This window comes from Bartonella sp. HY328 (assembly GCF_025449335.1).
Lineage (GTDB): Bacteria > Pseudomonadota > Alphaproteobacteria > Rhizobiales > Rhizobiaceae > HY038.
Genome location: NZ_CP104883.1, coordinates 1,248,185 through 1,272,868, shown reverse-complemented (window position 1 = coordinate 1,272,868; position 24,684 = coordinate 1,248,185). Strand labels below are relative to the sequence as shown.

At 42.0% G+C, this 24,684-nt stretch carries 18 protein-coding genes and 1 tRNA gene; 3 read left to right on the top strand and 16 right to left on the bottom strand.

Translation table 11 applies throughout. The annotated features are described in order from the left end of the window. Window positions 1-152: 152 nt before the first annotated feature. From N5852_RS05340 to N5852_RS05315, 6 genes are all read right to left on the bottom strand, one after another. Window positions 153-419, bottom strand: coding sequence for a hypothetical protein (locus N5852_RS05340; protein ID WP_262099387.1), 267 nt, complete (start codon window positions 417-419; stop codon window positions 153-155). A gap of 365 nt (window positions 420-784) precedes the next feature. Beyond that, a complete protein-coding gene (locus N5852_RS05335; protein WP_262099386.1) occupies window positions 785-1,003 on the bottom strand; it encodes a hypothetical protein in 219 nt (72 codons plus the stop codon). A 494-nt stretch (window positions 1,004-1,497) separates the two neighbouring features. Beyond that, complete coding sequence (locus tag N5852_RS05330; RefSeq protein WP_262099385.1) at window positions 1,498-2,109, bottom strand: tyrosine-type recombinase/integrase; 612 nt, start codon at window positions 2,107-2,109, stop codon at window positions 1,498-1,500. A gap of 795 nt (window positions 2,110-2,904) precedes the next feature. Beyond that, complete coding sequence (gene guaA / locus N5852_RS05325) at window positions 2,905-4,464, bottom strand: glutamine-hydrolyzing GMP synthase (RefSeq protein ID WP_262099384.1); 1,560 nt, start codon at window positions 4,462-4,464, stop codon at window positions 2,905-2,907. A 251-nt stretch (window positions 4,465-4,715) separates the two neighbouring features. Next, complete coding sequence (locus tag N5852_RS05320) at window positions 4,716-5,180, bottom strand: hypothetical protein (protein ID WP_262099383.1); 465 nt, start codon at window positions 5,178-5,180, stop codon at window positions 4,716-4,718. Window positions 5,181-5,368: 188 nt separating this feature from the next. Next, complete coding sequence (locus N5852_RS05315) at window positions 5,369-7,669, bottom strand: cache domain-containing sensor histidine kinase (protein WP_262099382.1); 2,301 nt, start codon at window positions 7,667-7,669, stop codon at window positions 5,369-5,371. A gap of 640 nt (window positions 7,670-8,309) precedes the next feature. On the opposite strand from N5852_RS05315, the gene N5852_RS05310 reads away from it, so the two are divergent. Continuing rightward, a complete protein-coding gene (locus tag N5852_RS05310; protein WP_262099381.1) occupies window positions 8,310-8,810 on the top strand; it encodes a DedA family protein in 501 nt (166 codons plus the stop codon). 250 nt (window positions 8,811-9,060) lie between these two features. Next, window positions 9,061-9,765 carry a cyclic nucleotide-binding domain-containing protein gene (locus tag N5852_RS05305; protein ID WP_262099380.1) on the top strand — a complete coding sequence of 235 codons (705 nt, stop codon included), beginning with the start codon at window positions 9,061-9,063 and terminating at the stop codon, window positions 9,763-9,765. A 541-nt stretch (window positions 9,766-10,306) separates the two neighbouring features. Here N5852_RS05305 and rpoC read toward each other — a convergent pair. Further along, entirely contained in the window at window positions 10,307-14,515 is a 4,209-nt protein-coding gene (gene rpoC, locus N5852_RS05300) for a DNA-directed RNA polymerase subunit beta' (protein WP_262099379.1), read from the bottom strand. Between the two features lie 191 nt (window positions 14,516-14,706). Then, on the bottom strand, window positions 14,707-18,846 hold the full coding sequence (gene rpoB, locus N5852_RS05295; RefSeq protein ID WP_262099378.1) for a DNA-directed RNA polymerase subunit beta: 4,140 nt from the start codon (window positions 18,844-18,846) through the stop codon (window positions 14,707-14,709). On the opposite strand from rpoB, the gene N5852_RS05290 reads away from it, so the two are divergent. Further along, on the top strand, window positions 18,828-19,037 hold the full coding sequence (locus tag N5852_RS05290) for a hypothetical protein (protein ID WP_262080012.1): 210 nt from the start codon (window positions 18,828-18,830) through the stop codon (window positions 19,035-19,037). The genes rpoB and N5852_RS05290 overlap by 19 nt on opposite strands. A 90-nt stretch (window positions 19,038-19,127) precedes the next feature. On the opposite strand, the gene rplL is transcribed toward N5852_RS05290, so the two are convergent. The 8 genes from rplL to tuf form a co-directional block, all read right to left on the bottom strand. Next, window positions 19,128-19,499 carry a 50S ribosomal protein L7/L12 gene (gene rplL / locus N5852_RS05285; protein ID WP_182419005.1) on the bottom strand — a complete coding sequence of 124 codons (372 nt, stop codon included), beginning with the start codon at window positions 19,497-19,499 and terminating at the stop codon, window positions 19,128-19,130. A gap of 53 nt (window positions 19,500-19,552) precedes the next feature. Then, entirely contained in the window at window positions 19,553-20,071 is a 519-nt protein-coding gene (gene rplJ / locus N5852_RS05280) for a 50S ribosomal protein L10 (protein ID WP_182419630.1), read from the bottom strand. 571 nt (window positions 20,072-20,642) lie between these two features. Further along, window positions 20,643-21,344 (bottom strand): 50S ribosomal protein L1, encoded by a 702-nt coding sequence (gene rplA / locus N5852_RS05275; RefSeq protein WP_262080009.1) that lies wholly within the window; start codon window positions 21,342-21,344, stop codon window positions 20,643-20,645. Window position 21,345: 1 nt separating this feature from the next. Then, window positions 21,346-21,777, bottom strand: a complete 432-nt coding sequence (rplK, locus tag N5852_RS05270; protein WP_182419003.1) for a 50S ribosomal protein L11 — start codon at window positions 21,775-21,777, stop codon at window positions 21,346-21,348. Between the two features lie 202 nt (window positions 21,778-21,979). Beyond that, window positions 21,980-22,510 carry a transcription termination/antitermination protein NusG gene (nusG, locus tag N5852_RS05265; RefSeq protein ID WP_262099697.1) on the bottom strand — a complete coding sequence of 177 codons (531 nt, stop codon included), beginning with the start codon at window positions 22,508-22,510 and terminating at the stop codon, window positions 21,980-21,982. A gap of 18 nt (window positions 22,511-22,528) precedes the next feature. Next, window positions 22,529-22,753, bottom strand: coding sequence for a preprotein translocase subunit SecE (gene secE, locus N5852_RS05260; protein ID WP_262099375.1), 225 nt, complete (start codon window positions 22,751-22,753; stop codon window positions 22,529-22,531). Between the two features lie 546 nt (window positions 22,754-23,299). After that, a tRNA-Trp gene (locus N5852_RS05255) sits at window positions 23,300-23,375 on the bottom strand. 80 nt (window positions 23,376-23,455) lie between these two features. Then, complete coding sequence (tuf, locus tag N5852_RS05250; RefSeq protein ID WP_182419000.1) at window positions 23,456-24,631, bottom strand: elongation factor Tu; 1,176 nt, start codon at window positions 24,629-24,631, stop codon at window positions 23,456-23,458. Window positions 24,632-24,684: the final 53 nt, after the last annotated feature.

Here is a 24,684-nt window from a genome sequence, read left to right as displayed (position 1 = left end):
TCTTATGTCACGTGTCCGGTTAAAAAATAGGGACAGTCCAATGTACTGCATCAGTTTAAACGGGCGAATGGCTAAGGCTCACTTAGATTCATTAGTAAAACTAGCCATATAAATCATTTTTTTAACAAATATAGTAGTACAATCTATTATAATTATGGATCTCCAAGTGGGTCATAGAGATTATCAATTTCAGGGAACAGATCCTTACTCGAAATTTTTTCGCTAATATTCTCAATCGATAAATTTGCCTCTTGTTCAAATATGTACTTTTCAGCCCATTCTATCATGCACGGAAGATTACGATCATGGGCATTTTGATTCTTTTGTTTTAGGATATCGACCCATAATCGCATTTCTTTTAATTTTCCATCAAGCTGCTTGAATTCCAACAAATAAGCTAATCTATCATCTTCACGCACTTGCCGTCTTTTAGCAAATTTTGCCCTTCTTTCATATTCTTCCCTTCGACAAGCAGCTTCTCTCGCGCGCTCGCGTTTTTACTTCCCAGTTTCTAATAGAACCTTGATACTTAATATGATCTGTGCAATGAATGACACAACCGTCTGTCTTTTTCCGTCCGCCCCACTCTTGCGCATTCCATATTTGTAACTATTAATTTCAAACACTAACTTCCCAGTAGTAACATAATCAAAATACGGCCAAAACCTTTCATAAGAAAGAGACCAATCACCATTTTTACGCCCTCGCTCTTTTTTAATTCATAACGCTCATATCGTTTTGTTTCTTCATCGGTAGGAATGTGTTTTTGCCGACGCGTTATTTCTCACAAGCAAAAAGTTACGCTATCTTCTCCAATAGAAACTTTCTTTTGTTGTCCATCAGGCTCTAAAAATAGCCCCTCTTTTTGTGATGCTAAAGATAACATCTGGATAATTAATACTGCATGTTCTACACAATCTTTATGGACTTTAATTCTACAAAAGCCTTCTCCTATTGCGCAAACAAGTCCATCACCATCCGGAACATTTTTACGCAAAGCCATAACTGTTTTTTTATCACAGCATCTACCTTTTGTGCTTCTAATGACTTTATATTAAAAGATGTTGAAGGATTTTTATCGGTTAAAGCTTGTTGCTCCTTAATCTTCCGCAGAATATCTTTTTTATCCTGTTTAAGATGAGCATAATGGATATAATATAAATACGATCCAAATGTGGATTATCAATTTCAGGCAACATTGGTAGTTTAAATTTTTGACCGGCTTGAACCCGTGCCCAATATCCACGTGATGGACTAGGCACACGATGACGTACTCATATTTTTGCTAATCCGCGATCAGATAAACCAAGAGATCCTGCAGCCTTCTGTACGGGGATAGACCAAACTAAATCAAATAACTCTTGACGCGCTAGAATATGAACATCATCAGTCATATTTTTGCTTCTCTACAATGAAACTATGATAAATTATACTAATCTTTATATTTTAAAAACCGCATCCAAGCTATCGGCCCAATGTTGCATAAGTTCGCGACGTTCAGTCCGATATTCTTTCGTGCGCTGTTCTCTTAATTTCCTCCCTCCCGATTAAAGCAAATATCGGCAACAGTTTCATCAAAACCTTGTTCTTTATTACCACCTCTCCAGAAACACTAAGATCATCCACAGTTAAAGAAGCTAAGGTATAGCCTTCCTTTTGTGCGCGTTTTGATATTGAAGATACCGCCTGATTGAATGTAGATCGAGATAGAGGAGCATGTGCATCATATCGCGAAGAAATGAGATATTTTGAACGCCCTGCACACACCTTTAACGCAACCATAATATCGAAAGCTTGCTGCGATAGATAGATGGTACGATCTGCAGTTGTCCCAACTCGCTCTTTTGGTATTCTCCAAACAGCGCTTTCAAAGTCAATCTCATTCCATGTGGACTTGCGCAACAAATTCTTACGAATCATTGTGAGTACTAGTAAAGGCAATTCCAGGCGGATTGTTGGTAATACTTGAACGTCATCCAGTGTTCTTAAAATAATTGCAAATTCATACATTGAAAAAATACTACGGCAAGGTAAAACGCCATCAATAAAGGTTGGCTGAATATGATCCGTCGGACTTTCTATTTTTAATCCTCTTTGAGAAGAAAACATGAAAATCTGTCTGACGATTTACTATATCTGATGGGCTGTAGCAGGTGCTTCTCTTAATAGAGCTTTATTGCAAAGTGCCCTTACATCTTCATCCATAATATCTGCCAGTAAACGCATGCTAAGATATTACTTAATATCATTCTTATATACAGCCATATACATAGATTTCATATTTTCGGGCATAGTAATTGCTTGAAACCATTGTGCAGCAATATTTGAAAACCACGCATTCAGTTGTATATTATGCTTTAACAACTGCTTTTATTTAGCCGGAGAACGCCCCTGCTCTATCAACTTCCTTGCATCAGCAAGCATTTCGCGCGCTTCAACAAGAGAAATTCCATTCTCATTGTCATAGCGCCCGAATTGCACAGTTTCCTTCTGTCCGCTTAGTTTTTAGTCAAAATGGAAAGATATGGTTCCGGTGACTGCGACACGGACACAAAGCCCATCAGCATCACTTACCTTATATAATTTATCATGTGCTTATAATTGTTTTAATGTGGCATTATTCAGCATGTAACTTAGTCTTTTCATATTTTACCGTTACCCATCAAATTAATGTTTTATACATTAAAAACAAAAAGATAGGCTTTTTATTCACCCAATAAGAGTCAATATTAACGGTAAAATAGAAAAACTAACAAAACCACTATAAGCTAAATATCCACAAATTACCCAACTTTTAGTAAATTACCCCACACATCACAAAAATAGGAAATTTTATTTTTAACTTTATATTTAAATAGTTACGTATGATATTTTATTTTTTCAAACTGAAAATAAGAACCTGAATCATTCCCACTCGATAGTGCCAGGTGGTTTTGATGTCACATCATAAACAACACGATTAATACCACGCACTTCATTAATAATGCGGGTTGCAGCACGGCCGAGGAAATCCATATCATAGTGATAAAAATCAGCCGTCATACCATCAACCGAAGTTACAGCACGCAGAGCACAAACAAATTCATAGGTGCGACCATCGCCCATAACGCCAACAGTTTGTACTGGAAGCAATACAGCAAAAGCCTGCCAAATCACATCATAAAGACCAGCATTGCGAATTTCATCAAGATAGATTGCATCGGCTTCGCGCAAAATATTTAATTTTTCACGGGTAATGCCGCCTGGACAACGAATAGCAAGACCAGGGCCAGGGAAAGGATGGCGACCAATAAAACTTGCAGGCAAACCAAGCTCACGACCAAGCGCGCGCACTTCATCCTTGAACAATTCACGCAAAGGTTCAAGCAATTTCATATTCATGCGCTCAGGCAAGCCGCCAACATTGTGATGGCTTTTAATGGTAACCGAAGGGCCACCTGTAAAGGACACGCTTTCAATAACGTCAGGATAAAGCGTACCTTGCGCCAAAAATTCTGCACCGCCAATTTTTTTGGCTTCCGCTTCAAACACTTCAATAAACAAGCGACCAATAGTTTTGCGCTTTTCTTCAGGATCGCTCACCCCTTCAAGGGCATCAATAAACATATCCGACGCATCAACATGGACAAGCGGGATATTATAGGTCTCGCGGAACATTGAAACAACTTCTGCTGCTTCATTTTTACGCAATAAGCCGTGATCGACAAAAATACAAGTAAGCTGATCACCAATTGCTTCATGAATAAGAACGGCTGCCACAGAAGAATCAACGCCGCCCGATAGGCCACAGATAACTTTTGCGCCACCAACTTGGCTACGAATCGCTGCAATAGCTTGTTCACGATAGGCGGCCATTGTCCAATCGCCTTTAAGACCAGCAATTTTATGGACAAAGTTTTGGATTAACAAATGGCCATCAGGTGTATGGACCACTTCAGGATGAAATTGTACGGCATAAAAATGACGTTTTTCATCAGCAATCGCCGCAAAAGGAGCACCTTGCGATGTACCAATCACTTTAAAGCCTTCTGGCAAGGCAACAACGCGATCACCATGGCTCATCCAGACTTGATGGCGCGAGCCTTTTTCCCAAACGCCGTCAAATAACGGGCTATCTTGGTCAACTTGTAAAAAAGCTCGACCAAATTCGCGATCATGGCCAGCCTCTACCTTGCCACCCAATTGCTCGCACATGGTTTGCTCACCATAGCAAATGCCAAGAACTGGAATACCAGCTTCAAATATTTCTTGTGGCGCACGCGGGCTACCAATATCAGTGGTAGAATGCGGGCTGCCTGATAGGATAACGGCCTTAGGCTTTATACGATGAAAACCTTCAACTGCCGATTGAAAAGGAACGACTTCAGAATAAACGCCAGCTTCACGCACACGTCTTGCAATAAGCTGCGTTACTTGGCTGCCGAAATCAATAATAAGGATACTGTCAGGATGTTTTGTGCTCATGCATAGCAATTAATGAATTTTAGCAAAAAATGCAATTGTCATAATGGCAATATTCTATCACATTTGTAGAAATCCACATTAAGACGATTGTTTGACATAGCCAAAACATAGGACGAGAACTTTAGCGTAGGCAAAAGGCTCATAATCGATTTGACAAACAATAAACATTAAACATATGCGAGCTGACAAATTAAGTCACGCCTACCCACTCAGCTCGCTTTATTCAAAATCCAAACAACAAGCCAATTCAATCAATAATCTAGACTAGAATCAGGATTACAGACGAGATCACTAATGTTTTTGGCGGCTAATGCCTGCTGCTTTTGCGCGTCATTTGTACATGGACGCAAATTGGTAATGACATCATAACCCTTCTGCTTTAAACAACCTTGCACATAACGCCAGCGCAAGTTTTCATTGCGATCAACAGTTGAATAAGTTGGTGGAATATAAACACCGCCAACTCTACGACAAAAAGCACCGCCACCGCCAGTACCAACACAACTCACATAACCTGGGTCATAAAACCCACCATTAACGGTTGTACTTAACTCTGCTGGCACTTGTTTAAATGATGCTATTTTACAGCGATCAAGATCGCCTTGCTTTTGTGCAAGCGTCGCACCTGGCTTGAATAACGATGTATGGGACATCGTCCCACAGGAAACCAATAAAACGGTTAAAGCAAAAAATGGTAGAATTTTTTTTATCTTCATAGCACCACCCACATGATGCGAAAACCATAAGCGAAATTATTGATGCTGTCTATCAATATCAAACATTGCCTATTGGCTTTTCTTTGATTTATACAAGGAGGCAGTAAATTTGATAGCCCATTCGCGGCCTAACACACTCAACAGATAACCCAAGCAGCAAACCTTGTAAAAGCCTGATAAAAGAGTGTTTACTTCACTGGCATGCGTAAGCTTACGATAGTACCCTTGCCCTCGCGTGAGAAAATGCGCAACGTACCACCATGTAATTCAATCAATGAACGCGAAATAGCAAGGCCAAGACCAGACCCAGTATGGGTTTTAGTAAACTGATTTTCTACCTGTTCAAATGGCTGCCCTAATTTATTTAAGGCCGCCTTTGGAATCCCCACCCCACTATCTGCTATCGTTACAAACAACATTTTGTTTTTAATAGAACTATGAACAGATACATGACCACCAGCAGGTGTAAACTTTACCGCATTGGATACAAGATTTAAGAAAATCTGCTTTAAAGCGCGACTATCTGCATGCATTGGCATGGTTTGTGATACTTTAGCTGCCAATGCCACATGTTTTTCCTGTGCAGTAATTGCCATAATACGCAAAGTATCATTCATAACCGTTGCAGCATCAAGCTGCTCACGATCAATAGAGAAACGACCAGCTTCAATTTTAGACATATCTAAAATATCATTAATCAATGTCAATAGATGTGTACCAGACTTGGTAATATCTTCCATATATTCATTATAGCGTTCATTGCCGAGCGGCCCAAAGGTTCCAGCACTCATCATCTGTGAAAAACCGATAATTGCATTTAAGGGCGTGCGCAATTCATGGGACATATTGGCTAAAAACTCAGATTTGGCGCGGTTTGCACTTTCAGCGCGATCCTTTTCCTCTTTCAACTGCTCATTAAGAAGCGAAACTTGCTCAGTTTTTTGTTTTTGGGCAGTACGCGATGTACGCAGCTCATTGACAAAATTATACAAGCGTTTTTGTGCATCAATAGATTTTTGGGCAGCTTCTTTAAGGGCTGAAATATCCGTACCCACTGAAACAAAACCACCGTCCTCAGTGCGCCGCTCATTAACCTTTAACCACTTACCATCATGGAGCTTACGCTCATAAGCTGTATTGCCCTCTTCATCATTTTCAAGCACAGTCTCAAGAACCGGAGCACGGGCTTGTGCCTCGATATAAGCACGAGAAGCGCCGGGAACCAAAAGATTGGCAGATAGGGCAGCATGTTCTCTATATTTACTATTCGACATAACCAACCGACCATCAGCATCCCAAAGCACAAATGCTTCTGAAATATTTTCAATCGCATCGCGAATACGTCGGTCAGCCTTTGCGGTTTGTTCTGCAAATTGATGTTGCTCGCTAACATCAAAGGAAATGCCGACAAGATGCGGCTCATCATATCCTGCAACTTCGGCGCGGATACGCATCCAGACATAGTGCCCATCGCTATGGCGCATAGGCACGTTTACATCAATATGATCCATCTCACCATTCATCGCACGGCGGGCAACATCATAAAGATCAAAATCATTAGGATCAACAATTGCTGCTACCTCGGATACAGAAAGCAAGGCATCATAGGAGCGATAGCCTAGCATTTCATACATGGAACGCGACCAGTAAATGCGGCCTCGCGCAACATCCCAATCCCACAAGCCACAACGACCACGCACCATCGCCGTATCAATACGCTGCTGGATACGGTCAGCGATAGCATCAGCATCACGAGCTCTTGTTGCTTGACTAAAATAAGCGTAAAGAATAGCCAGCATCACCCCGACCGTACCGGCAAACAAAGTAATATTAAGCGATAGGGTCTTGCGCCAATCAGCCAACATTTTTTGTTGAGAGAGGGCAACAAAAATACCATAAGCGGGAGTTTCGCTCACTGCGGCGTAGGCTGGTTCATTATTGACAGCAATATCCATGATACCAGCCCCTGCCCCCATTACAAACAAAGCCTGTGCATCACTTACTTGCTCCGATAAAGGCTTACCGATCAAAGGCTCAAAACCAGATGCCGCAACAACTACACCATCTCGATCAACAATTGCGATAACAGCTGAGGGATTAACTAAACTTGCACTGCGAAAACGCAATAAAATATCTTGCAACGCTGCATTTGATAATTTGCCCTTTGCCGCACTATTCATTGAGGCAGCACGATCTATGGCGGAGGCTATATGACCGGTTGAAAGGGTTAAGGCTGCACGGGAGCTGCTTTCAATGCCAACACGCCACTCATAAAGCGAAAGACCACGAACAAGTGCTAAAATAATAAGAAAAAAAGCAATAAGCAAAGGAATAGAACGCCGCATCCACGGCTCCATTCGTAACAAACGCTTATAGGCTGGACCTGAAACAAGGTTCACATGCGCTGACATATCAAGCCGCTTCTTTATCGGCTTTTTTTTATCAGCAAACGCTCCCTTGGCCGCGTCCAACGCGTCCATTCTTGCCATAGCCGGCCCCTCTTCCAAAGATTAGAAATCACTGCAACTGATTCGCATATACAGCACTTGAATAGCCGCAATGAATCAAAACTGATTTGCTATGTCCAGCATTTTCTTAACTTTAGCTTAACTTTTATTCATAAAGTATAAATAACATTCATAAACAAACACTTAAGCGATAATAGTTTTTTCTTTTCAAAAACATTAAATGCGATAACAAGCCTTAACGGATATTTGAAAATATGCTTTGCAAAAACTTGCAAAAATAACGAAGCACGGACAACAAAATAAAAAATATAGCGCTAAAAACAATTTTAAAGGTTTCAGCAATTAAAACTCACAAATAAGTGCATTTCAAAATCCATGTTAGCACTCTATTAAAAAAGAAAACTGAACATATGCCGAATTTATTTTTAGTATGATAAACGACCAATCAATATAGCTTTCAATGATGTAAAGACATTTTTAGAGCAATAAGGGTCAGAAGCTAAATCAACTTCCACTTGTCGACCATGCGCTAAAACCGAAGATTAAGGCGCGCAATCACTTAATCAATAGATAGACGCCTTCAAAATACTATGAGATTGTTGAGTTCACCAATACCCATCAATTTTGCCAAAAATACAGTAACAACTTGATAGAGTAAACAATGCACGCAATTGAAATTTGGCTAGAAACCTATATTCAACACTATGGAATAGTCGCCTATTTCTTTATTCTGTATTTTGAATCCTTAGGGCTACCTTTACCTGGCGAAAGCGGATTAGTGGTTGGATCACTGCTCGCCGCAGCTGGCAAGCTAAGTTTGCCTGGTTTATTATTAGCTTGTTTTTTGGGAAGTGTCCTTGGCGATTGTACTGGATATGCAATCGGTCATTTCGGTGGTAAAAATCTTTTGTTGCGCTATGGCTATTTGATTAAACTGACACCAGAGCGGCTAGATAAATTTGAAAACCAACTCAACCAAAAAGGTTTTTTCTTTGTTGCAACCGCAAGATTTATTGTAATTGCTCGACAATTAAATGGCATCATTGCAGGATCAGGCGGCATGACATTTCATAAATTTCTCGCTGCTAATATTATCGGATCCGCAGCTTGGACACTTGTTTGGGGAGCAGGCCCCTATATCGTGAAAGTTTTTTTCTCATAAAAACAATAAAATCAGAAAATTTTTCAAATTTATAAAAAAATGTTATAATAAAATACTATATAAATATTTGAAATTTATTTTAAAATACCATCACAACAAATAAGTGAAAGTATATTTTTGTTTACCAAAATAGAACAAAAACACTTTTAAATATGATTGTGATATTGTAAAACAAGGAGGAATAAGCGTTCTTGTTAAACTAATATTGTAATTTTCATATTATCATTTAAATTACAATGTAAAAGGATGAATGATGAGGCCCGAGGATATTGCAGCCGTCAGGCAATTAGAATTATTTGCCAATGTGAAAGAAGAAACCTTTCAATCATTGATCAATGGCGGCTTTTTACAAAATTTTCCAGAAGGCGTTGTTTTAATTCATCAAAATCAACGTGCTGATTTTTTATATATCTTAATCGAGGGTAATATCGAGATGTTTTCCTATACAGAGGAAAAACAAACCATCCTTGATATTGTTGAACCAGTCGGCCTTTTCATTTTAGCAGCGGTTTTAAATGACGATGTTTGCCTGCAATCAGCGCGGACTTTAAGCGATGCTACAGTGCTGATGATACCTGCAGAACAAGTTCGCCAAGCCATTGAAGAAGATATAACCTTTATGCGTGCCGTTGTCCGCGAATTGGCAAAACGCTATCGTCATACTGTTAAAGAACTCAAAAACCAAAAATTACGCTCATCATCTGAACGGTTGGCCAATTTTCTCATCAAATTTGCCAAACAGCAAAATCAAACCCATTTCATTGATTTACCATGTGAAAAGCGGTTAATTGCGCGCTACCTTGGCATGACAGCTGAAAACCTCTCTCGTTCATTTTCACAACTTGCCAAACATGGTATCAAAGTCGATGGGTCTCGTGTTGTTTTTGTTGACATGCATAAGCTTGAACTTTTTGCCCGACCTGACCCCTTAATCGATAAAATTGAGCCGCAATAAATATCAAAGACCGCATTAAACATATAGTTAAAAAAGACCACAATAAGATTATTATTTTAACATTATCACCTCAAGGGTAGTGATAGATAAAAATCTCTTGGTAAGAATAGCTATACTCTTTTTGTTGTTGGCTCGTATCTATAAGCATCCCTAAAATGTTACGAGTGATGCAAATTTCCAAGCAGCTAATTAATATTATACACCATAAACAAAGCAATGCGATTGCCTTCTGTTTAGTATTGCTATTGGTTACCATAGCATCACAAGAGTTTCGCCATCTTTTGTGCCCCTGCCCTTTTTGCCATGTGGCTAAAAATTTTCATTCGATAATGATTTAGATGGCTTGCTCATCTTAATTACAATCTTGTCGTATCGACATTGAAAATATTGCATGATTTTAAAGCTGCTTTTTTCTTTATTTCACGTATCAAAATAATAATGTCTTTCAGTAATCGCGCATATATGAAAACCATTACCTAATAAAAGAAAAGCCCGCTTTTGTTAACCAAAAGCGGGCTTTATTTTTTTAAATCAATAAAACCTATTCCGCAGCAGATGCGTTTTCAGTCATATCGGTAAGCATTGCACTTGCTGTTTCCGCGCCAGTTGATTTGCGACGCTCGTCAACAATAAGATCATCACGAGTTGTAGCAATGCGGCGGATTTGTGCCATGCTACCACCAGTACCTGCAGGAATAAGGCGGCCAACAATGATGTTTTCCTTCAATCCTTGCAATGTATCAATCTTACCTGCAACTGAAGCTTCAGTAAGAACACGAGTTGTTTCCTGGAAGGAAGCAGCCGAGATAAAGGAAGGTGTTTGCAAGGATGCCTTAGTAATACCGAGTAGAACTGGATTACCAAGTGCAGGTGCTTTACCTTCTTCAATCAAGCGTTCATTAACTTCTTCAAGTTCGATACGATCGACATGATCACCAACGATATAACCAGATTCACCAGATTGAGTAATTTCAACCTTCTGCAACATCTGACGCACGATAACTTCAATGTGCTTATCGTTAATCAACACGCCCTGTAAGCGATAAACTTCTTGAACCTCGTTTACGAGATAAGAAGCCAAAGCTTCAACACCCTTAATTGCAAGGATGTCATGCGGTGCTGGATTACCATCAAGTACATAATCGCCCTTTTCGATCTGATCACCATCCTGGAAGTGGAAAGGCTTACCTTTAGGGATCAAATATTCTGCTGGCTCTTCTGTATTATCATCTGGCTCAATAAGAATACGACGTTTGTTCTTATAATCACGTGCAAAGCGGATTGTACCACTGATTTCAGCGATAACCGCATGGTCTTTTGGACGGCGTGCTTCAAACAATTCAGCAACGCGTGGAAGACCACCGGTAATATCCTTAGTCTTGGTGCTTTCCATTGGCAGACGGGCAATAACATCACCCGCTTGTACATGGGCTCCAGGCTCAACTGATAAAATCGTTGCCATAGACACCATGTAACGAGCTTCACCACCACGAGCAAGCTTTGCAATTTTACCCTTCTTATCGGTAAGGATAATTGCAGGCTTCAATTCTGCGCCGCGTGGATTTGCACGCCAATCAATAACCTGACGCTTGGTAATACCTGTAGACTCATCGGCGGTTTCTGTAACAGAAAGACCATCGATCATGTCTTCAAAGCCGATATAACCATCAACTTCAGTTAAGATTGGACGGGTATATGGATCCCACTCGGCCAAGCGTTGACCGCGTTTTACCACATCACCATCATCAACAAACAAATGAGAGCCGTATGACACACGATGCGATGCGCGTTCCTTACCTGTTGCATCCTTAATAAGCACAGCCATGTTACGGCCCATAACTACCAAATTACCTTCGGAGTTACGAACAACATTGCGGTTACGCAATTCAACATGACCTTCATAAGAAGCTTCAAGATAAGAAGAATCGACAACCTGCGCTGTACCACCCAAGTGGAAGGTACGCATGGTTAGCTGGGTACCTGGTTCACCAATCGACTGCGCAGCGATAACGCCAACAGCTTCACCTTGGTTAACCGGTGTACCACGTGCAAGATCGCGACCGTAACACTTAGCGCAAACACCATAACGTGTTTCACAGGTAAGGGCTGAACGGATCTGAATGGTTTGAATACCAGCTTCTTCAATCTTGGCAACGTCTGCCTCTTCAATCATGCGGCCAGCTTCAACAATGATTTCACCCGAAATTGGATGAAGAATGTCAAGCAAGGCTGTACGACCAAGCACGCGCTGACCGATCGACGCAACGATCTGACCCGCATCGACGATTGGCTGCATGGTGAGGCCCTTAACAGTGCCGCAATCCACTTGCGAAATGATTGCATCTTGTGCAACATCTACAAGACGACGTGTCAAGTAACCAGAGTTAGCAGTTTTAAGCGCCGTATCAGCAAGACCTTTACGTGCTCCGTGGGTTGAGTTGAAGTACTCATTCACGGTTAGGCCTTCTTTAAAGTTTGAAATAATCGGAGTTTCGATAATTTCACCAGAAGGCTTAGCCATAAGACCGCGCATACCACCAAGCTGCTTCATCTGGTTTGCAGAACCACGAGCACCCGAATGCGACATCATATAAATCGAATTCATCTGTTTTTGACGACCCGTTGCAGGATCAAACTCAACAGCCTGAATGCGCTTCATCATTTCTTCAGCAACGCGGTCTGTACATTTACCCCAAGCGTCAACAACCTTGTTGTATTTTTCACCTTGAGTAATCAAACCATCATTATATTGTTGCTCATATTCTTTTGCCAATGCTTCGGTTTCAGCAACAAGGCGCGCCTTGCTATCAGGAATGACCATATCGTCCTTACCAAACGAAATACCGGCACGACATGCATGAGCAAAACCAAGCTGCATGATACGGTCACAGAAAATCACTGTTTCCTTCTGTCCACAATGACGATAGACGTGGTCAATCATCTTTGAGATATTTTTCTTAGTCAATTCTTGGTTGACAATATCAAATTGGACATTTGGATTTTTAGGCAGCAATTCACCAACAATAAGACGACCTGGCGTTGTATCATAAACTTTTGATACCCAATTGCCATTTTCATCAATATTCTTGTAGCGACCTTTAATCTTGGTATGCAGCGTCACAGCTTTGGTTTCCAAAGCATGACTTAACTCACCTTGATCAGCAAAAATCATGCCTTCACCTGGCTCGCGCTCGGCTTTAATCGAAAGATAATAAAGACCAAGAATCATATCCTGAGATGGAACGATAATTGGCGCACCATTTGCAGGGTGCAAGATATTATTGGTCGACATCATCAAGACGCGGGCTTCAAGCTGAGCTTCAAGCGACAATGGAACGTGAACAGCCATCTGATCGCCGTCAAAGTCAGCATTAAATGCTGTACAAACAAGCGGATGAAGATGGATAGCTTTACCTTCAATCAAAACTGGTTCAAATGCTTGAATACCAAGACGGTGAAGGGTTGGCGCACGGTTAAGTAAAACTGGATGCTCGCGAATAACTTCGTCAAGAATATCCCAAACTTCAGGACGTTCTTTTTCCACCAATTTCTTGGCCTGCTTCACAGTAGAAGAGTAACCCTTGGCATCAAGACGCGCATAAATAAAGGGCTTGAACAATTCAAGCGCCATTTTTTTAGGCAAGCCACATTGATGCAATTTAAGTTCGGGACCAGTCACGATAACTGAACGACCTGAATAGTCAACGCGTTTACCGAGCAAGTTTTGACGGAAACGACCTTGCTTACCCTTAAGCATATCAGAAAGCGATTTCAACGGACGCTTATTAGCGCCAGTGATAACGCGGCCACGACGACCATTATCAAACAAAGCATCAACCGCTTCTTGAAGCATACGCTTTTCGTTGCGAATAATGATACCAGGTGCGCGCAATTCGATCAAACGCTTCAAACGATTGTTACGATTGATAACGCGGCGATAAAGGTCATTCAAATCTGAAGTCGCAAAACGACCACCATCAAGTGGCACCAATGGGCGCAAATCAGGTGGGATAACCGGTACGATTTTCATAATCATCCATTCAGGACGATTACCAGATTCAAGGAAGTTTTCAACGATTTTCGAGCGCTTCAACAATTTCTTTTGTTTTAACTCAGAAGTTGTTTCGGCAAATTCAGCCCGTAAATCACCAGCAATTTTTTCAAGCTCCATTGAAGCCAAAAGCTCATAAATAGCTTCTGCACCAATTAAAGCTGTAAACTGGTCTTCACCAAATTCATCAACTGCCATCATATATTCTTCTTCAGAAAGCAATTGATGTTGCTTCAATGAAGTAAGACCGGTTTCGGTTACGATGTAGTTTTCAAAATAAAGTACGCGCTCGATATCCTTTAACGGCATATCAAGCAAAGTACCAATACGACTTGGCAGTGACTTCAAGAACCAAATATGAGCTACAGGTGCTGCAAGCTCAATATGGCCCATACGTTCGCGACGAACGCGTGAAAGTGTTACTTCAACGCCGCATTTTTCACAAATAATGCCCTTATATTTCATACGCTTATATTTGCCGCAAAGACATTCATAATCTTTGATCGGGCCAAAAATACGGGCGCAGAAAAGACCGTCACGTTCTGGTTTAAACGTACGGTAATTAATGGTCTCTGGCTTCTTGATCTCGCCATAAGACCAGGACAGAATCTTCTCAGGACTAGCAATTGAAATTCGAATAGAATCGAATGTCTGAGCTGTCGTCTGAGGATTGAAAAGATTCATGACCTCTTGGTTCATGCCGTTCTCCTTAAGACTCTTCAAAATCGAGTCTGCTGTGATGAGCGATCCGTCATCTCAATAAAAATCGGTTTTAAACAGGAATAATTTAGATCAGAAAAATCCTGCTTTGCCCGTTTTAAGCTGCAACAGCTAGATAAGACAGGCAAAGATCACGCCAGAAATCTGGCATGATCTTCATTTTCGGCATTTTATTCGGCCGCATCCGGCAGAGCATTTTGCGCAGCAATCAACTCACTGGTATTATCAAGCTCTACATCAAGGCCAAGTGAACGCATTTCCTTAACAAGCACGTTAAAGCTTTCAGGAATACCGGCTTCAAACGTATCATCACCACGGACGATAGCTTCATAAACCTTGGTACGACCTGCAACGTCATCGGATTTAACGGTAAGCATTTCCTGCAAGGTATAGGCGGCACCATAAGCTTCCAAAGCCCAGACCTCCATTTCACCGAAACGCTGACCACCAAACTGAGCTTTACCACCAAGCGGTTGCTGGGTAACAAGCGAGTAAGGTCCGATAGAACGAGCATGGATCTTATCATCAACCAAGTGGTGCAGTTTAAGCATATAAATATAGCCAACTGTTACCTGACGATCAAAAGATTCACCCGTACGACCATCGTATAGAGTAACCTGACCAGAGGTCGAAAGACCTGCTTGCTCAAGCGCATCATTGATGTCTGGCTCATGAGCACCATCAAAAACCGGTGTTGCAATGCAAACACCATGCTTCATTTGATCTGCAAGACGCACAACGCTGTCTTCATCATAATGACGCACTGGCTCATTACGGTCATTATCCGGAATGATAGCCTCAATACGATGGCGCAATGGTGTTACATCGCCTGATTGCTTATAGAGTTCTAGCATTTCACCAATCTGCTTGCCCATACCGGCACAAGCCCAACCAAGGTGGGTTTCTAGAATCTGTCCAACATTCATACGACTTGGCACGCCAAGTGGGTTAAGCACGATATCTACGTGAGTACCATCTTCCAAGAATGGCATATCCTCAACGGGAAGAATGCGTGAAACCACACCCTTATTACCGTGACGACCAGCCATCTTATCACCTGGTTGGATTTTGCGCTTAACAGCCACAAAAACCTTAACCATTTTCATGACACCAGGCAACATTTCATCGCCGCGCTGTACCTTCTCAACCTTATCCATGAAGCGTTGTTCAAGACGCTTTTTAGATTCGTCATATTGAGTGCGCATCGCTTCAAGTTCGCTTTGAAGTTTTTCATCTTCAACAGCAAATTGCCACCATTGCGAACGCGGATACTCGTTCATGATATTGGCATCAAGAGTGGTACCCTTTTTGAAGCTCTTAGGACCAGCGATAGCAACACGACCGGTTAATAGATCGACAAGACGCGCATAAACGCTACGATCAAGAATCGATTGTTCGTCATCACGGTCTTTTGCTAGACTTTCAATTTCTTCCCGTTCAATGGCCATTGCACGTTCATCTTTTTCAACGCCATGGCGATTGAAAACGCGCACTTCCACAACAGTACCAAAAGTACCTGGCGACATACGCATTGAAGTATCACGAACGTCTGAAGCTTTTTCACCGAAAATCGCGCGAAGCAATTTTTCTTCCGGTGTCATCGGACTTTCACCCTTAGGCGTAATCTTACCAACAAGAATATCACCTGGCTGAACTTCAGCACCAATATAAACAATACCGGCTTCGTCGAGATTCTTAAGCGCTTCTTCCGAAACATTTGGAATATCGCGAGTAATTTCTTCAGGTCCAAGCTTGGTATCACGAGCAGCGACTTCGAATTCTTCAATATGGATTGAAGTGAAGACGTCATCGGCAACAATACGCTCTGACAACAAAATCGAATCTTCGTAATTATAGCCATTCCAAGGCATAAACGCGACCAGCACGTTACGACCAAGAGCCAAGTCACCAAGATCAGTCGATGGACCATCAGCAATAATATCGCCTTTTTCGATGCGATCACCAACGGTTACCAATGGACGCTGATTGATGCAGGTCGATTGGTTGGAACGTTGGAACTTTTGCAAGCGATAAATATCAACGCCAGATTTGGTTGGATCCAAGTCTTCCATCGCGCGGATAACCACACGAGTAGCATCAACTTGGTCAACAATACCTGTACGTTTTGCAACAATAGCCGCACCAGAATCACGGGCAACTACGGCTTCCATACCAGTACCAACAAAAGGTGCTTCAGAACGTACCAAAGGCACGGCCTGACGTTGCATGTTCGACCCCATCAAGGCGCGGTTGGCATCGTCGTTTTCCAAGAATGGAATAAGCGCTGCAGCAACGGAAACAAGCTGCTTTGGCGAAACGTCCATCAAATCAACATGGTCTTTAGGAGCCATGAGAACTTCGTTAGCGTGACGACAAACAACGAATTCTTCGGTAAAGCGCCCTTCACCATCCAAAAGCGAATTAGCCTGAGCAATATAATGCTTAGACTCTTCCATAGCTGAAAGATAGATAACATCACTTGTTACCTTACCGTCGATAATTTTACGATATGGGCTTTCGATAAAGCCATATTTATTAACGCGGGCAAAAGTTGCAAGCGAATTGATAAGACCAATATTTGGACCTTCAGGCGTTTCAATCGGGCAGATACGACCATAATGGGTTGGATGCACGTCGCGTACTTCAAAGCCAGCACGCTCACGTGTTAAACCACCAGGCCCCAATGCTGACATACGACGCTTATGGGTAATTTCAGACAATGGATTGGTCTGATCCATAAACTGTGAAAGCTGAGAAGAACCAAAAAATTCACGTACCGCAGCGGCAGCTGGCTTGGCATTGATCAAATCTTGCGGCATAACCGTATCGATTTCAACCGAAGACATACGCTCTTTAATAGCGCGCTCCATACGGAGCAAGCCAACGCGATATTGATTTTCCATCAACTCGCCAACGGAGCGCACACGTCTATTGCCAAGATTATCGATATCATCAATCTCACCGCGACCATCGCGCAATTCGACCAACATCTTCAATACTGCAACAATATCTTCTTTACGCAAAACGCGAATAGTATCAGGACAGTCAAGCTCAAGACGCATATTCATCTTGACGCGACCAACAGCCGATAAATCATAACGCTCTGCATCAAAGAACAATGATTCAAACATTGCTTCGGCAGTATCTAATGTTGGCGGCTCACCAGGACGCATCACGCGATAAATATCGAACAATGCTTCTTGACGGCTTTCATTTTTATCTGCAGCCAAAGTATTGCGGATATAAGCACCAACATTAACGTGATCAATATCAAGAATATTGATTTCGTCTTCACCGGTATCGAGAAGAATCTTTAAAGATTTTTCGTCTAGTTCATCGCCGGCTTCAAGGAAGATCTCACCAGTTGAATAATTAACGATATCTTCAGCAAGATAGGAACCTAAAAGATCGTCATTAGTAGCTTTAACGGCTTTAAGGCCATTTTCAACCAATTGCTTCGCAGCACGTGTTGTTAGCTTGCGACCAGCTTCAGCAACAACCTCACCCGTATCAGCATCAATCAAATCTGCAACAAGCTTGACGCCTTTAAAGCGATCAACCGAAAACGGAATACGCCATTCTTCGCCATCACGAACATAATGTATCGTATTATAATAGGTAGAAAGGATTTCCTGCCCATCCATACCCAAAGCCATCAGTAAACTGGTGACTGGCAATTTACGACGACGATCTATACGAGTATAAATCACATCCTTGGCATCAAATTCAATATCGAGCCATGAACCACGATAAGGAATCACACGCGCGGCAAATAACAATTTGCCAGATGAATGGGATTTACCTTTATCATGATCAAAAAACACACCGGGAGAACGGTGCATCTGCGATACAATAACGCGCTCTGTACCATTAACGATAAATGTACCGTTATCAGTCATAAGCGGCATATCGCCCATATATACATCTTGCTCTTTAATATCCTTAATGGATTTAGAGCCAGTATCTTCATCAATATCAAACACGATTAAACGCAACGTCACTTTAAGTGGCGCAGCATAAGTTAAATCACGTTGACGACATTCTTCAACATCGAACTTGGGGGCTTCAAATTCATAACGAACGAATTCGAGCATTGAAGCGCCCGCAAAATCCGTCATTGGGAATACTGATTTGAATACCGCCTGCAAGCCTTCATCCGGACGCCCACCTTTTGGCTCATCAACCATAAGGAACTGATCATATGATGACTTTTGAACCTCAATAAGGTTCGGCATCTCAGCTACTTCTGGGATTCTACCAAAAAATTTGCGTACGCGCTTACGACCGTTGAATGATAGGGTCTGAGCCATCGTCGCTCCTCGATCTTTGCTCCATTGGCGGCCACACCTTTGGAGCTGCTTCCATTGCACCACATCACCAAGATTGTAGTGCTATACCGATCGGCATTTTCACCCATTCAACCGGTAAAATATGCCCAGAATATAAATCCAAATTTAAGCAATACTACCGCCCAATTGATTTGGATCCTTTAACGGGTTAAACCCGTTTCCTGACAGCCACCGAACTGTCAGGAAAAGGGTTCGTTCCAACTTAAATTAGACCGGCGGGTTTCCCCGCCGGAATAAATATATTACTTAAGCTCAACCTTAGCGCCAGCTGCTTCAAGAGTAGCTTTAACTTTTTCAGCTTCGTCTTTAGAAACACCTTCTTTAACAGGCTTAGGAGCACCATCAACGAGGTCCTTTGCTTCTTTAAGACCAAGACCGGTAAGACCGCGAACTTCTTTAATAACGTTAATTTTCTGTGCGCCACCATCAACAAGAATTACGTCGAATTCTGTCTTTTCTTCTTCAGCAGCAGCAGCAGGACCAGCAGCAGCAGCTACAGCTACAGGAGCAGCAGCAGAAACGCCCCATTTTTCTTCAAGCATCTTTGAAAGCTCAGCAGCTTCCATAACAGTCAATGCTGAAAGTTCTTCAACGATCTTTGCGAGATCAGCCATATTATATTCCTAACTAATTAAAAGATTTGAACTATTGACAGCGAGAAACGGCCTTAAGCCGCCTCGTTCTTCCGAGCATATGCACCAACAACGCGAGCAAGTTGACCTGCAGGCGCTTGAGTGACCAATGCGATACGTGTAGCTGGGGTTGAAATCATACCAACCAACTTGCCACGAAGCTCGTCGAGTGAAGGCAAGGAAGCCAAAGACTTCACACCATCAGCATCGAGGGCAGTCGCACCCATTGCACCACCAAGAATAACCAATTTGGCATTCGTTTTAGCAAAATCTACAGCAACCTTAGGTGCTGTAATTGGATCAGCAGCATAAGCAATAACAGTTTGTCCGGTGAACAAACTAGCAATAGCTTCTGATTCAGTGCCCTGAAGAGCGATTTTGGCAAGGCGGTTTTTCGCGACTTTAACGGAACCACCTGCTGCGCGCATCTTCGTACGAAGATCATTAATCTGCGCAACAGTGAGACCGGAATAGTGGGCCACAACGACAGAACCGGACTCATTAAAGGTCCCATTGAGCCATGTGACAAATTCGCGTTTTTCCGCTTTTTCCACTGTCTCTCTCCAATTAACGGACTTGCACCTTTGCAAATCCATCGGGTTGCCTTTGCCACATGATAATCACGTGACTATCGAGGATCCTGTCCCCTTCTTCATGCATACACAATCAAAGGCAACTCTGGTTCAAACTTTCCAATTAGAAAAATCCATTAAAAAGCTCTACTAACCCAGTCTCATGCAGGCTTCACAGATTAAGATATAAGAAAAATCTTACACCACCCGCAATCTCGGACAGGATGTTCCGGAATGTTTCCGGTATTTTGCTTCTAGCAAAAAAGACCTCCTGATTCTAAAAATCAGGCGATCAACATTTCGCATGTATAACTTTCACAACTAAATTGCAAGCATAAGGTTATAAATTCATTAAAATAATTACAATGAACCAATATGGACACCCGATGCAAACTATATAACGCCTCCAGTTAAAAAGACATGCTTACAAGTATGACATATGTCACATTAAGAAAATTTCAAGCTTGGGATTTTGTAAAGAAAAAAAAATTCTATAAAAAAGCACCCGGGAACAATTAAGTCCCCGAGTGCATTTTTTTAAATAACTTTAATATTATTGAGCTGGACGAACCGAAGCTGGATCAACCTTTACACCAACGCCCATAGTTGATGAAACAGCAACACGCTTCACATATTCACCCTTGGAACCTGCAGGCTTTGCTTTAATAACCGCATCAGCAAAAGCAAGAATGTTTTCAGCGATTTTTTGATCACCAAAAGATGCTTTACCAATACCAGCATGAACAATACCAGCTTTTTCAACACGGAATTCAACAGCGCCGCCCTTCGATGCTTTAACTGCACCAGCAACATCTGGAGTAACCGTACCGACCTTTGGATTTGGCATCATGCCGCGTGGGCCAAGCACCTTACCAAGACGGCCAACGAGTGGCATCATGTCAGGAGTTGCGATACAACGGTCAAAATCAATATTACCAGCATTAATTGCTTCATAAAGATCTTCTGCACCAACGATATCTGCACCAGCAGCTTTTGCTTCTTCAGCCTTATCGCCACGAGCAAACACAGCAACGCGCACTGTACGGCCAGTACCATTTGGCAAGTTAACCACACCGCGAACCATTTGGTCAGCATGGCGAGGATCAACGCCAAGATTCATCGAAACTTCAATTGTTTCGTCGAATTTAGCAACAGCACGTTCACGAACAAGAGCAATAGCTTCGTTAAGCGAAAAAAGCTTATCTGTATTTAAACCCTCACGGATTTTTTTCATTCTTTTTGAAATCTTGGCCATCTTATGAACCCACCACTTCAATACCCATTGAACGGGCGGAACCTTCAACCATACGCATCGCTGCTTCGATATCATTTGCATTGAGGTCTTTCATTTTGGCCTCAGCAATGACACGAACCTTATCGCGACTAATCGTACCTGCAGAAATCTTACCTGGCTCTTTTGAACCAGACTTCAAATTAGCTTCTTTCTTGATGAAATAGCTAACTGGAGGAGTTTTCAATACGAATGTGAAAGACTTATCTTGGTAATAAGTAATCAAAACTGGAATAGGTGAACCCTTTTCCATATCCTGCGTAGACGCATTAAACGCCTTACAGAATTCCATAATATTAATACCACGCTGACCAAGAGCTGGACCGATTGGCGGCGAAGGATTCGCCGAACCTGCTGGCACCTGCAACTTGAGCTGGCCTGCTACTTTTTTAGCCATACTACATCTGCCTTTATATAAAATTATCCGTAATTAACGGAACCAAAACCGAAATCATTCGGCACGCAGTTGGCGGTACAAAACAAAATGCCGGCTAAAGCAATTTCTTTCTTCCGCCCAAAACGCAAAAATTGCGTTTAAACTAAAACGCTTGCGCGCTTTACCACTCTTTCGAGCGATTCTTCAATAGCTTTACTAAAACTTAAAGCTTTTCAACCTGATCATATTCAAGCTCAACAGGGGTAGCACGACCAAAAATTGAAACCTCAACTTTTAAGCGCGAACGCTCTTCCTCAACCTCTTGAACAATGCCATTAAACGAAGCAAAAGGACCATCAGAAACGCGAACTTGCTCACCTACTTCAAAGCGCAAGGCTGACTTTGGTTTTTCAACACGTTCTTGAACCTGCATCAAAATTTGATCAGCTTCACGATCCGAAATCGGCACCGGCTTAGAATCAGACCCTAAAAACCCAGTTACCCGTGGCGTATTCTTAATCAAATGAAAAAGATCATCTGTTAGATGCGCGCGAATAAGAACATAGCCTGGGAAAAATTTACGCTCAGATTCAACTTTGCGCCCACGGCGAATTTCAACAATCTTTTCTGCAGGAACTGTAATATTCTCTACAAGGTGCGTTAAACCTTTTAAATCTGCTTCCTTCTGGATTGCTTCAGCAACCTTTTTTTCAAAATTTGAATAAGCTTGAACAATATACCAACGCGCTGCCACAGCCATAAAACCTCACCATCAACCCATAAAAGACTTAATTAAATCACTTAGCAGCCCAACACCCAAATTCACACCGTTTGAAAACAAAAAATCAACAAGTAAAAATAAAAGTGAAGCTACAACAACCATCACCAATACCATGATGGTGGAAATAACTGTCTCACGACGACTTGGCCAGGTCACTTTAGCAACTTCAGCCCGAACTTGCTTAAAAAAAGTGAATGGGTTTGTCTTGGATGCCATTTATAGCCCTACTCAATAAAAGAGACTCAGAAAGAACCAAATTAAAACACGAATCATAAACTAAGTGGCATATCAATACGATAATCACCACATAGATTTAAGACGCGAAAAGCTAAACAGCCTTACGCGCCCGAACATTGGCGATATAATAGTTAATAATTTAAAATTTGCAAGGAAAAAACGAGCCTTAATCGAACTACACACAATCAAGCCTTAACGCAAACCTTAAACACCTTAGCCAACACGATGGTAACCACCAGTGCTTCATGTAAAAATCTATTAGCATTTTGATGCATATTTACGGAAAACAGCAAGGCCTAACTTTTAAACTTATAGCACACCCAAGAAACATTGCCCGCAGTTAAAAAGCAATTTACAATATATTGATAAGTGCAAGGTTAAGCAGCCCCACTAATACCCAATGATTAAATCACAGCTTACAAAATCAATTGCAAGATTATTTAATGCACGCTCTTAACACTGTAATCCGCAATTGAACATAGAATATAGAAATAAAAAAGCCCAGACAAAATGTCTGGGCTTATTTGGCAGGGGCAGCAGGGTTCGAACCCGCGGCCTACGGTTTTGGAGACCGTCGCTCTACCAACTGAGCTATACCCCTATGATCATTTAATGATCTAACCTGTAAACTGTGTGGAGGTCAATAACTTGATTCTCTCCACATAGCAAATGTTTTTTTAACTATTCAATGATTTTCGCTACAACGCCCGCACCAACGGTACGACCACCTTCACGAATAGCGAAGCGGAGCTTCTCTTCCATTGCGATTGGAACGATCAAAGCTACATTCACAGAAATATTATCACCAGGCATAACCATTTCTGTACCTTCAGGAAGCGTAACAATACCTGTCACGTCTGTTGTACGGAAATAGAACTGAGGACGATAATTTGTGAAGAATGGAGTATGGCGACCGCCTTCTTCCTTCGTCAAAATGTAAGCCTCAGCTTGGAATTTTGTATGAGGTGTTACTGAACCTGGCTTTGCCAAGATCTGACCACGCTCGATACCTTCACGATCAACACCGCGAAGCAACGCACCAATGTTATCGCCAGCCAAACCTTGATCAAGAAGTTTGCGGAACATTTCAACGCCAGTAACAGTGGTTTTTGAAGTTGGACGAATACCGATGATTTCAACTTCTTCACCAACTTTAACAATACCACGCTCAACACGGCCAGTCACAACAGTACCACGACCTGAAATTGAGAACACGTCTTCAATTGGCATCAAGAAAGGCTGATCAATTGGACGCTCTGGCGTTGGAATATAAGCATCAACTTCGCTCATGAGAAGACGGATTGCATCTTCACCAATGGTCTTGTTGCTGTCTTCAAGTGCTGCAAGAGCTGAACCCTTAACGATAGGAATTTCATCGCCTGGGAAATCATATTTTGAAAGAAGTTCACGAACTTCCAATTCAACAAGCTCAAGAAGCTCTTCATCATCAACCTGATCAACCTTATTAAGGAAAACCACGATTGCAGGAACACCAACCTGACGAGCAAGAAGAATGTGCTCGCGGGTCTGTGGCATTGGACCATCTGCTGCAGAAACAACAAGAATAGCACCATCCATCTGAGCCGCACCGGTGATCATGTTCTTAACATAGTCAGCGTGGCCTGGGCAATCAACGTGAGCATAGTGACGGTTTTCTGTCTCATACTCTACGTGTGCAGTTGAAATGGTGATACCGCGTGCCTTTTCTTCAGGTGCAGCATCAATCTGGTCATAAGCGCGAAACTCACCAAAATATTTGGTGATCGCAGCTGTCAAACTGGTTTTACCATGGTCAACGTGACCAATTGTGCCGATATTAACATGCGGCTTATTACGTTCAAATTTGCTCTTAGCCATCGCCGTTGATCTCTCAATCTCGTTAGCACCCACTAATGGGTGAACTTTCAAAC